At 69.6% G+C, this 11,652-nt stretch carries 5 protein-coding genes; 3 read left to right on the top strand and 2 right to left on the bottom strand.

Features of this window, described 5'->3' with window-relative positions; translation table 11 throughout:
* Nucleotides 1–14: 14 nt before the first annotated feature.
* Nucleotides 15–2,663, bottom strand: a complete 2,649-nt coding sequence (locus tag ABZ664_RS11890) for a protein kinase (RefSeq protein WP_362506922.1) — start codon at nt 2,661–2,663, stop codon at nt 15–17.
* Nucleotides 2,664–3,632: 969 nt separating this feature from the next.
* Here ABZ664_RS11890 and ABZ664_RS11885 point away from each other — a divergent pair.
* The 3 genes from ABZ664_RS11885 (at nt 3,633) to ABZ664_RS11875 (ending at nt 9,619) form a co-directional block, all read left to right on the top strand.
* Complete coding sequence (locus ABZ664_RS11885) at nt 3,633–3,941, top strand: chorismate mutase (protein ID WP_362507293.1); 309 nt, start codon at nt 3,633–3,635, stop codon at nt 3,939–3,941.
* Nucleotides 3,942–4,139: 198 nt separating this feature from the next.
* On the top strand, nt 4,140–7,661 hold the full coding sequence (gene dnaE / locus ABZ664_RS11880) for a DNA polymerase III subunit alpha (protein ID WP_362506919.1): 3,522 nt from the start codon (nt 4,140–4,142) through the stop codon (nt 7,659–7,661).
* Between the two features lie 581 nt (nt 7,662–8,242).
* A complete protein-coding gene (locus ABZ664_RS11875) occupies nt 8,243–9,619 on the top strand; it encodes a non-reducing end alpha-L-arabinofuranosidase family hydrolase (RefSeq protein ID WP_362506916.1) in 1,377 nt (458 codons plus the stop codon).
* Nucleotides 9,620–9,909: 290 nt separating this feature from the next.
* Here the strand turns inward: ABZ664_RS11875 and ABZ664_RS11870 are convergent, their stop codons facing one another.
* Entirely contained in the window at nt 9,910–11,580 is a 1,671-nt protein-coding gene (locus ABZ664_RS11870; protein ID WP_362506913.1) for an ABC transporter substrate-binding protein, read from the bottom strand.
* Nucleotides 11,581–11,652: the final 72 nt, after the last annotated feature.

The following is an 11,652-nucleotide window of genomic DNA, read 5'->3' as shown; positions in this document are numbered from 1 at the left end:
GGTGGGGCTCCCGCTCACTTTTTGGAGGAGAAGGTCGCGGTGAACCCCTCGAAGAGGTGCATGTTCTTCTTCCAGTCCTTGGCCAGGGTATGCCAGTAAATCGCATACCCCCGGCCGCCCTTGGTGATGAACCCCCTGTTGATCACGCGGGCCTTGCCCGAGCTGGTGTTCCAGGTGAACTCCCAGTCGGAGGCCTTCACCATGTACTTGACGTTCGCGATCCGGATCCGGTCGTACCCGGGGAAGTTGCCCCGGACGACTCCCTCCTGGTTCTCCCAGTCCTTCTTCGGATCGGGACCCGCCTTGTCGACGTACTCGACGAAGACGAAACTCGTCCGGTCGGGGCCGCGGAACCACACCTGCTGGCCGGGCCGCTTCTCCACCGCCCACCCCTTGGGCAGGCCGATCGAGAAGCCGTTGCCGTCCTTGTGCATCCGCCAGCCGGAGGGAAGGGGGGACTTCTTCTCCTTCTTGGTGGGACTCGGGTCGGCGGAGGGGGACTCCGAAGGGTCCTCGGACGGCGACGTCTCAGAACTCGGCGAGCCCTCGGGGGTCGCCTCGGCGCCGCCGCTCGGGGCCTCCGACGCGCTGGACGCGCTCGGATCGACCGGCTTGGCCTGCGGGGTCTCGTCGCCGTCGCCACTACGCATGCCGAGCCAGCCGGCGATCCCGCCGACGATCAGCAGCGCGGGCACGAGCACGAGCAGCCCTCGCTTCACCGGGGAGACGCCGGAACTCCGGGAGACGAGTGTGTCGCCCCCGTCGCCGTGGCCCCCGTAGGCAGCGGGCTCCTCCCGCGGAGCGGGCTCGGCCCTGGAGGCGGAGGCGGGCTTCTGTTCGGTGCCGGGCTCGCGCCCCACGGGCGGGAAGGGGTTGGGGCGCGAGACGGGTTTGCGGCCCTCGGCTCCCGGCTCGGCGACCGGCGGGGCGCCCTCGCGGCTCGCCTCCGGACCGGCGGACCTGCTCCCGGCGGGGAGGGCGGGCTCGGAGGGGGCCGTGCCCGGTTTCGTCTCGCGTACCTGCGTGACATCGGCCGCGGGCTTGGGGGTGGGTTCGGCTTTCTGGCCGATGGTGGGTTTCGGCTTGGGAGCGAACCTGGCCAGGATCGGGGGTGCGGCCTCGGCGGCGGCTGCGGACGTCGGGGTGGGTTCGGTCTTCTGAGTCGGTTCGGGCCCGGTGGTGGGTTCGGTCTTCGCGCCGGTGGTGGGTTTCGGTTTGGGAGCGAACCTGGCCAGGATCGGGGGTGCGCCCTCGGCGGCGGGCGTGGCCCCGGCAGCGGGTTCGGGCTTGGAGGTGGGTTCGGTTCTCCGGCCGATGGTGGGTTTCGGTTTCGGGGCGAACCTGGCCAGGATCGGAGGCGCGGCCTCGGACGCGGAGGACGCCGGGGGAGCGGGGGTGGCCTCGCCGGTGGGGCGCTTCGCCTTCGAGCCCGCTCCCGCCTCGGGAGCCCGCGCACCCGCTCCGGCGTCCGGGCCGGGGGAGTCCGCCGCGGCCTCGGAGGCCTGCCCGCCCTGCGCGGTCTTCTTCGGCGCCGCCTTCGCCTTCTCCTCGGAACCGGCCGCCGGAGCGGATGCGGGAACGTCGGGGGCGGGGGCGGGCTTCGGCCGTACGGCTTCCGCGGGCGTCTTGGCGGGGGTTTTGGCCGAGGGCTTCCGCGGCTCCTCGCCGCGCGCGGGCGGGGCGGACGCCTCCTCCTTGGAACCCGAGGGTTCCGAGGGTACGGAGTCCAGCTTGGCGCCCGTCTCGGGGACGGCGCCCGGCTGGAAGCGGGCCCCGGGATCGGTGTCGTCTCCCGCGTTCACGGCCGGCATGACGGCGGTCCTGGGAGGCCGGACCCGGTCGCCCTCGGCCACCCGGCGCAGCAGCCGCTCGGCCTCCTTGTAGGGCATGCGCAGCGCCGGATCCTTGCGGAGCAGCCCTTCCAGGACGGGGGCGAGCGGCCCGGCGTGCACCGGAGGCTCGGGCTCGTCGTTCAGGATCGCGTGCATGGTCGGCAGCGCCCCGCCCCTGTCGTGCGGCGGCTTGCCCTCGACGGCGGCGTACAGGGTCGCGCCGAGCGACCACAGGTCGGACTCGCGCTGCGCGGCGCCGCCCTTGATGCGCTCGGGCGGGATGAACGCGGGCGTGCCCGCGATGCCGGTCATGGTGAGGGCGGTCTCGGCCTCGAGCGTGGCGATGCCGAAGTCGGTCAGCACCACCCGGCCGTCGTCGGCGAGCAGGACGTTCTCCGGCTTGACGTCGCGGTGCAGCACTCCCTGGGCGTGGGCGGCGCGCAACGCCTCGAGCAGCTTGAGACCGATCTCCGCGACCCGTCGAGGCGGCAGCGGCCCGTCCTGGCGCATCACCTTGCCGAGGGAACGCGACTCCACCAGCTGCATGACGATCCAGGGACGCCCGTCCTCCTCGACGACGTCGTGGACGACGACCACGTTCGGGTGCGTCAGGCGCCCGGCGGCGCGCGCCTCGCGCTTGGTGCGCCGATTGAAGTCCTCCTGGTTGTCCTCGCCGAGCATGTCGGCGTAGCGGACCTCCTTGATCGCGACCTCACGGTCGAGGAGCTCGTCGTGGGCCCGCCACACGATGCCCATGCCACCCCGGCCGATGGCTTCGAGCAGCTGGTAGCGGGAGGCGACACGCCGCCCCTCGGGCTGTGCTTCGGCCATCAACCGGCTTACCTCCTTCTGAACCCCCGAATACTCTCATAGCCCAGTAAAGTGATCGACTCACACGCCGCAGAAAAGTCCATGCCTTGAGATGCGCTGTCCAGTACGTGGCGGATGCCGGGAAGATAACCTAAGGTTGAGCCCATGACCTGCCACTTCGCGTTCATCGTGCCGGCTCGGGAGAGCCGGTGGTGACAGTCGGGAACTAGCGACCGGCCGGAGCCGGCACGAGGCGGAGACATGAGGTCTCTGCCTCTTTCTCTTTCCGAAGTCCCTTCTCGAACGGCCGCCGGCTCGCGGGACGCGCGTCGGCCGAACCAGGGGAGCCTCATGTCGTCCACCGCACAGTGCACCGCGCACACGGAACGCGCAACGGTACGGCTGGGCACGCTCACGGTGGGCGCGGGGCCGGCCGTGGTGATCGGAGGGCCGGGCGCGGACGCCCGCTGGATCAGCCTGCGAGACCACCGCGGGGGAGTATCCGCCCACGGGGCGGAGGAGTCCGTGGCCGTGGCCCGCGCCCAGGGGGCGGGACCCGTCCTGGTGGAGCCGTCCTTCGAGGGAGATCTTCCGCTGATCGCCGAGAGGGCCGACGGCGCGGTGGTCGGCGCGGCCTGGATGCGGGACTCCGGTCTGGTGCGTGCCACCGCCGGGCTCGGCCTGCCGATGCTCCTCCAGCGCGACCCCTCCGCGACGCTGGAGGAGTGGCTGGAGGTCGCCGGTCACTGCGCGGCGGAGGGCAACGAAGGGATCGTGCTCTGTGAGGGCGGCCGTGGCCCCCTGGGCGTCGCCGCTCCCGACCTGGCCCTGATGCGCGCCGCGCGTGAGAGGTCGGGACGTCCCGTCCTGGCCGGTCTCGGCGCCGACCCCGCGCTGGCCGCCGCCGCGATCGCCGCCGGTGCCGACGGCCTGCTCCTGGACCCCTCCTCGAGCGAGCGGGACGCGCTGGCGGCGCACGAGGCCGTGAAGATCGTCGGAGCCCTCACCCGCAGGGAGAGCCCCGACTCGGTACCGGCCGCCCGCGAGGCCATCGACCGCGTCGACGCCGCCCTCGCCGTCCTCCTGGAGCGCCGCGCCGAACTGGCAGGGACCATCCAGCGCCTCAAGCCCGTCGGAGGTTTCGCCGGTCGCGACGCCGACCGCGAGCGCCGCCTGGTCGCCGAGATGGCCCGCCGTGCCCCCGTACTGGGCGAGGCCAGGCTCGCCCCCATCATGAACGCCGTGATCGAGGCGGGCCTTCACCTCGCCGAGGAACGCCGGTCCGCGCCTCGCGACTGAAGGTGATAAGGAAGGTGAGAAGAACGCCGATGGCCCGGGCGCCCCGGCCGATCCGAGGCGCCGTGAAGGACCGGGGTGCCCCGGGAGGTCCGGGGGCGTCGGGAGGAGAGACGACTCAAAGCGCATGAGTCACTTCCGGAACTCGGATTTGGATACGCTTTCCCCGCCGACGGTGCGACTAGGGGAGGACGGGGCCGCATGTCAGACTCGTTTGTGCATCTGCACGTTCACACGGAATACTCCATGCTGGATGGGGCCGCCCGTTTGAAGCAGATGTTCAAACAGGTCGGCGATCTGGGCATGCCCGCCATCGCGATCACCGACCACGGCAACATGCACGGGGCCTACGACTTCTACAAGCAGGCGACCGGGGCCGGGATCAAGCCGATCATCGGCATCGAGGCCTACGTCGCCCCCGCCTCCCGGCACCAGAAGAAGCCGGTGCTGTGGGGCGAGCCGCACCAGAAGCGCGACGACGTCTCCGCGGGTGGCTACTACACCCACATGACCATCTGGGCGAAGAACGCCACGGGCCTGGGCAACCTGATGAAACTCTCCTCGCGCGCCTACACCGAGGGCTTCGTGCGCAAGTGGGCCCGGATGGACGCCGAGATCCTCGCCGAGCACTCCGAGGGCCTGATGGCCACGACCGGCTGCCCGTCGGGCGAGGTGCAGACCCGCCTGCGCCTGGGCCAGTACGACGAGGCGATCGCGGCGGCGGCGAGGTTCCAGGACCTGTTCGGCAAGGACAACTACTACCTGGAGATCATGGACCACGGGCTCGACATCGAGCGCCGGGTCCGCGACGGCCTGACCCGCATCTCGCGTGAGCTGGACATCCCGCCGCTGGTCACCAACGACTCCCACTACACCTACGAGTCCGACGCGACCTCGCACGACGCGCTCCTGTGCATCCAGACCGGCAAGCAGCTGTCCGACCCCGACCGTTTCCGCTTCGACGGCAGCGGTTACTACATCAAGAACGCCGACGAGATGCGCGCCGTCGACTCCTCGGACCTGTGGGCCGAGGGCTGCCGCAACACCCTGCTGGTCGCCGAGAAGGTCGACCCGAGCGGCATGTTCGGTTTCAAGAACCTGATGCCCACCTTCCCGCTGCCCGAGGGGGAGACCGAGGAGAGCTGGTTCCGCAAGGAGATCTGGTCGGGCATGGAGCGGCGCTTCCCCGAGGGCGTCGACTCCGAGCACCGCGCGCAGATCGAGTTCGAGATGAACGTCATCCTGCAGATGGGGTTCCCCTCCTACTTCCTCGTGGTCGCCGACTTCATCATGTGGGCCAAGAACAACGGCATCCGCGTCGGCCCCGGGCGAGGCTCGGCCGCGGGCTCGCTGGCCGCGTACGCGCTGGGCATCACCGACCTCGACCCGCTGCCGCACGGGCTGATCTTCGAGCGGTTCCTCAACCCCGACCGTGTCTCCATGCCCGATGTCGACATCGACTTCGACGAGCGCAGGCGCGGCGACGTGATCCGCTACGTGACGGAGAAGTACGGCGCCGACAAGGTCGCCATGATCGCCACCTTCGGCACCATCAAGGCGAAGGCTGCCATCAAGGACGCGGCCCGCGTCCTCGGGCATCCGTACGCGCTGGGCGACAAGGTCTCCAAGGCGTTCCCGCCCGCGGTGATGGGCAAGGACATCCCGCTGTCGGGCATCTTCGACTCCGACCACCCGCGCTACAACGAGGCCGGTGAGCTGCGCAGGCTGTACGAGGAGGACGTCGACGTCAAGTCGGCGATGGACCTGGGCAGGGGCCTGGAGGGCCTGATCCGGCAGACCGGCGTGCACGCCGCCGGGGTCATCATGTCGGCGGAGGTGCTGACCGACTACATTCCGATCATGCGCCGTGACTCCGACGGTGTGATCATCACGCAGTTCGACTACCCGACCTGCGAGACGCTCGGCCTGCTGAAGATGGACTTCCTGGGCCTGCGCAACCTCACGATCATCGACGACTGCCTGAAGATGATCGAGGCCAACACCGGCGAGGCCATCGACCTGCTCAAGCTGCCGCTGGACGACCGCAAGACGTACGAGCTGCTCGGCAGGGGCGACACCCTGGGGGTGTTCCAGCTGGACGGCGGCGGCATGCGGTCGCTGCTGCGGTTGATGAAGCCCGACAACTTCGAGGACATCTCCGCCGTCGGCGCCCTGTATCGGCCGGGTCCGATGGGCGCCAACTCCCACACCAACTACGCGCTGCGCAAGAACGGTCAGCAGGACATCGTCCCGATCCACCCGGAGTTCGAGGAGTCGCTGCAGGAGATCCTCGGCACGACGTACGGCCTGATCGTCTACCAGGAGCAGGTCATGGCCATCGCGCAGAAGGTCGCCGGGTTCTCGCTCGGCAAGGCCGACCTGCTGCGGCGGGCGATGGGCAAGAAGAAGAAGTCCGAGCTGGACAAGCAGTTCGAGTCGTTCGAGCAGGGCATGAAGGACAACGGCTACTCCGCGGCCGCGATCAAGACGCTCTGGGACATCCTGCTGCCCTTCTCCGACTACGCCTTCAACAAGGCGCACAGCGCCGCCTACGGCCTGGTCTCCTACTGGACCGCCTACCTCAAGGCCAACTACCCGGCCGAGTACATGGCGGGGCTGCTCACCTCGGTCAAGGACGACAAGGACAAGTCGGCCCTCTACCTCAACGAGTGCCGCCGCATGGGCATCAAGGTGCTGCCGCCGGACGTCAACGACTCCGACTTCGACTTCACCCCGCGTGGCACCGACGTCCGGTTCGGCCTGTCGGCGATCCGTAACGTCGGAGGCAACGTGGTCGACGGGATCATCGCCGCGCGCCGGGAGAAGAGCCGTTTCGCCGACTTCAAGGACTTCCTGCGCAAGGTCCCCATGGTGGTCTGCAACAAGCGGGTCATCGAGTCGCTGATCAAGGCCGGTGCCTTCGACTCCTTCGGGCACGTGCGCAAGGGCCTGGTGATGGTCCACGAGCAGGCGGTCGACAGCATCATCGGGATCAAGAAGAACGAGGCCCAGGGGCAGGACTCCCTGTTCGGCGCCATCGAGGGCGCCGAGGACCAGACCTTCGACGTGCAGATCCCGCTGGGGGAGTGGGACAAGAACACCCTGCTGCAGTTCGAGCGGGAGATGCTCGGCCTGTACGTCTCCGATCACCCGCTCTTCGGTGTGGAGCACATTCTCGCCTCCGGGGCCGACTGCTCGATCGCCTCGCTGCAGGACGAGCACCGGCCGGACGGTCAGGTCGTCACCGTCGGCGGCATCCTGAGCGGCCTGCAGCGCAAGGTCACCAAGAAGGGCGACACCTGGGTCCTCACCCAGTTGGAGGACCTGGAGGGCGCCATCGAGGTGATGATCTTCCCGTCGGCGTACCAGCTCTGCGCGACGGTGCTCGCCGAGGACGCGATCGTGTTCGTCAAGGGACGCCTGGACAAGCGCGAGGACGTCGGGAAGATCATCGCCATGGAGGTGACGGCTCCCGACCTGACCCGCGAGGCCGGTGGCCCGCTGGCCGTCAGCCTCGCCCTGGCCCGCTGCACCCCGCCGGTGGTCGGCCGCCTCAAAGAGGTGCTGACCGCGCACCCCGGAACCACCGAGGTGCATCTGCAGGTCCACAACGGCCCGAAGACCACCATCGTGCGCCTCGACGACCGCCTGCGGGTGTCGCCGTCCCCGGCCCTGATGGGCGACCTGAAGCAACTGCTCGGCCCCGCCTGCCTGGGGGCCTGAGAACGGGATTCATCCGGTGTGACCTTGATGACGCGGTAGGAGGGCAGGCCGGCGAGCGGTCGGGCCTGAGCGGATGCCCGCCGGTGACGGTGAATCCGACGGAGCACTTCGGTCACCGTCCCGGACGGGCGAGCCAGGTGGGGATCCGCGGGGGGCGGCGCGCCCGAGTGCGGCAGAAGATCATCAGCATCGATGAACGTTTCATCACAGAGCCGATCTCGCACAGTGCGGTCGGGCGCCCGTAAGGGCAGATGAAGGCCCACAGGGGCGGGAACGCGGGGAAAAGGGCGAGGAGTCGTGCCTTGACGCGGATCGGCCGCATCGTATTGGCTCCGCGCACCACCCCCTCCCGCCGGAGAAACGAAGCAGTCCGCCAGCGGGCTGCTTGTTAACGCTAACAACAACCGTGGCCCCGCGCATACGTCTGGGCCGAACCCCTCGGGTGTGCCCACACCAGTCCCTGACAGTGGCTGGACGAGAAGATGAGGAGCACGCACATGCGCCTGCCCTGGCGAACGCGGACACCGCGCCGCTCCGCCGTCACACCGACGGCACCGTCCCGATCGGCCATGCGCCGAGGCTTGGCGATCGTCACGATCCCGATCCTGCTGGCGGCGACCGGCCTACTGGCCACCCAGCCCGCGCAGGCGGCCGTCGCCTGCCGGGTCGACTACACCGTCGGCTCGTCGTGGCCGGGGGGCTTCAACACCAACGTCACCATCAACAACCTGGGTGACCCGGTCAACGGATGGCGGCTGACCTGGTCCTTCGGGGGCGGCCAGCAGATCACCCAGATGTGGAACGCCACGTCCGCCCAGTCCGGTTCCGCGGTGACCGCGACCAATGTCAGCTACAACGCCGCCATCCCCACGGGAGGCAGCGCCTCCTTCGGGTTCAACGGCTCGTACACCGGCAGCAACCCGTCGCCCACCTCGTTCTCCCTGAACGGCGTGGCCTGCACCGGGACCCCCGGAGACCCGGACCCCACCCCGACCCCCACCCCCACGGTCACGCCGACTCCCACGCCGACTCCGACTCCGACGCCGGGCAACTGCCCCCTTCCCTCGACGTACCGCTGGACCTCCTCCGGCGTGCTCGCGACCCCGAGGTCGGGCTGGGTCTCGCTCAAGGACTTCACCGTCGCCCCCTACAACGGCAGGCAGCTCGTCTACGCCACCACCCACGACACCGGCACCAGGTGGGGCTCGATGAACTTCGGCCTGTTCACCAACTACTCGGAGATGGCCTCGGCCAGCCAGAACGCGATGAACAACGCCACCGTCGCGCCGTCGCTGTTCTACTTCGCGCCGAAGAACATCTGGGTGCTCGCCTACCAGTGGGGCGGCCCGGCCTTCTCCTACCGCACCTCGACCGACCCCACCAACCCCAACGGCTGGTCGGCGGCGCAGACGCTGTTCTCCGGCAGCATCTCCAACTCCGGCACCGGCCCCATCGACCAGGCGCTCATCGGTGACGGCCAGAACATGTACCTGTTCTTCGCCGGCGACAACGGCAGGATCTACCGGGCCAGCATGCCCATCGGCAACTTCCCCGGCAGCTTCGGCTCGAACTACACGACCATCATGACCGACACCACGAACAACCTGTTCGAGGCCGTCCAGGTCTACAAGATCCAGAACGAGAACCGCTACCTCATGATCGTCGAGGCGATCGGCTCGCAGGGCCGCTACTTCCGGTCCTTCACCGCCACCAGCCTCGGCGGCAACTGGACCCCGCAGGCCGCGACCGAGAGCAACCCCTTCGCCGGCAAGGCCAACAGCGGCGCCACCTGGACCAACGACATCAGCCACGGTGAGCTGCTGCGCACCAACGCCGACCAGACCATGACCATCGACCCCTGCAACCTGCAGCTGCTCTACCAGGGCCGCAGCCCCAGCTCCGGCGGCGACTACGGCCTGCTGCCCTACCGGCCCGGCCTGCTCACCCTGCGGAGATAACACCATGGCACCGATCCGGACCGGGTGTTCCTGACACTCGCGGGGAAGGCGCACACCCTCGCCGGGTGAGCGTGATCAGGACCGGCTGGAGACGGAGGGGCGGGTTCGGCGTGACGCCGAGCCCGCCCCGTTTCATGTGGAGAGACCAGATCATCCCGCTGTCCGAGCGGGCGGTTCACCTCGGGTGGTCGCCGATACGCCAAGCACTCGAAGTGAGTCCGTACCGGTCGGCATGTCCGCGGCCCGAAGCCGAGGCGGTCGGCTTCGGGCACGCCATGATGCCCCGCCGGTCAGGAGCGGCCGATGTCGGCGGCCCAGGGATAGGTGAGCTGGACGGAAGAGGTGGGCGCCCCGGTCAGGCCCTTGCCCAGGTAGAGCGGGTTGAACGGCGCGTACAGCGGGATCCAGATCAGCTGTTCCGCGGCGATCTTCTGCGCTTCGGCCACCAGCCTGGCCCGCTCGGCCGGGTCGGCCGCCGAGGTGGCCTCGCCGATCAGCCGGTCGAACTCCGGGTCGGCCCACCCGGCGTAGTTGAACGTGTTGCCGCCCTGAAGGTACTGGTAGATCTGCGTCGGGTCCGGGTAGTCGGTCTGCCAGAGCGAGAAGATCATGTCGATCCCCTCCCGCGCCTTGGCGTCGCTGTACAGCGCGTTGTAGTTGTCGGCGGGCAGCGTCCTGATCTCCACCTTGAGGCCGACGGACTCGCCCGCCCGCTTGACCTCCGCGCCGATGACCGGCATCTCGGCCTGCGAGCCGGTGACCGCGATCGTGATCGGGGTCGCGGGCGCGCCCGCCTCGGTCACCAGCCTCCGCGCCTCGTCGGCCGGGCCGCTGGGCTCGGGCAGTGCGTCGTACGCCGCCTTCAGCGTGTCCTGCCCATAGCCCCAGGTGCCCGGGGAGGCGGGGGCCTTGAGCGGCTCGGCCGCCCCCGACACCGCGGCCTTGATGATGCCCGGCCGGTCGATGGCGAGCGAGAGCGCCCTGCGGATCCGCACGTCGGCCAGCGGGCCCTTCAGGCTGGTCACCATGCCGACGTAGCTGCCGGAGGTGCGACCGAAGTAGAGCTTCCCGGTGTCGGTGGCCTGGAGCCGGGTGAAGCCGGAGGAGGGTACGTACCAGGAGCCGTCCAGCTCTCCCGCCAGCATGGCGGTGACCCGGGCCGCGGGGTCCCGGATGAAGTCGAAGCGGATGCCGGGGGCCTTGGCCCGGTGCGCGGCGTCCCAGTAGCCGTCGAAGCGGGCCAGCTCGATGGACTGTCCCGCCGTCCAGCCGGCCAGCCTGAACGGGCCTGTGCAGTCCACGCCCCCCTGAGGCGTGCCGAGCCTCTTGCCGGCCGCCTCGGACGCGGCTTTGCCCAGGACGCGGCCCGCCGGGGTCGCCATCGACTGGTTGAACAACGCGTCCGGCTTCTTCAGCCGGACGGTGACCTCACCGTCGCCGGTGGCCTTGATGTCCTTGACGTTCTGGTAGACGGCGTCGTTGTAGGAACCCAGGTCCTTGTCGAGATTGCGGTTGAGGCTGTACGCGACGTCCTCGGCGGTCAGTTCGGCGCCGCTGTGCAGCTTCACCCCGGGGCGTAACGTGTAGACCCAGGTCAGGGAGTCGGGTTGTTCCCACGACTCGGCCAGCGAGGGCTGGAACGAGAAGTCGGGTGCGATCTTCACCAGGCTCTCGCACACGTTGGCGAGGACCTCCATCGGCGGGAAGTCGTTGCTGTAGATCGGGTCCAGAGAGGACGGCTCGGCGTACAGCGCCCAGCGGAGCGTGTCCGCCTCGCCGGTGGCGGCGGGCAGTGACTCGGTGAGTACGGGGCCGTCCGATCCGCCGGGCGAGGAGGAGGCGCCGTCGGCTCCTCCGGTCCCGGTGGCGACGGTGCCTCCTGAGCATGCGGAAACGGTGAGGGCGGCGCAGACGGCCAGTGCGAGGAGGAGGCTGCGGCCAGGGGCGGGTCCGACGGTCATGGGATTCCTTCCGGGGTCTCTGTCACGAGGCCGGTGATCGGTGGGGGACGCGGAGAGAGGGGAGTGGTCGGC

Origin of the sequence: Streptosporangium sp. NPDC006930 (assembly GCF_040635605.1) — a bacterium.
Lineage (GTDB): Bacteria > Actinomycetota > Actinomycetes > Streptosporangiales > Streptosporangiaceae > Streptosporangium.
Note: the sequence above shows the minus strand (reverse complement) of the source record. Positions and strands in the feature narration are given on the sequence as shown.

Excerpts from the sequence above, each read along its gene's own strand:
- ABZ664_RS11890 (WP_362506922.1), bottom strand. The coding sequence starts at position 2,663 with ATGGCCGAAGCACAGCCCGAGGGGCGGCGTGTCGCCTCCCGCTACCAG.
- dnaE (WP_362506919.1), top strand. The coding sequence starts at position 4,140 with ATGTCAGACTCGTTTGTGCATCTGCACGTTCACACGGAATACTCCATG.
- ABZ664_RS11870 (WP_362506913.1), bottom strand. The coding sequence starts at position 11,580 with ATGACCGTCGGACCCGCCCCTGGCCGCAGCCTCCTCCTCGCACTGGCC.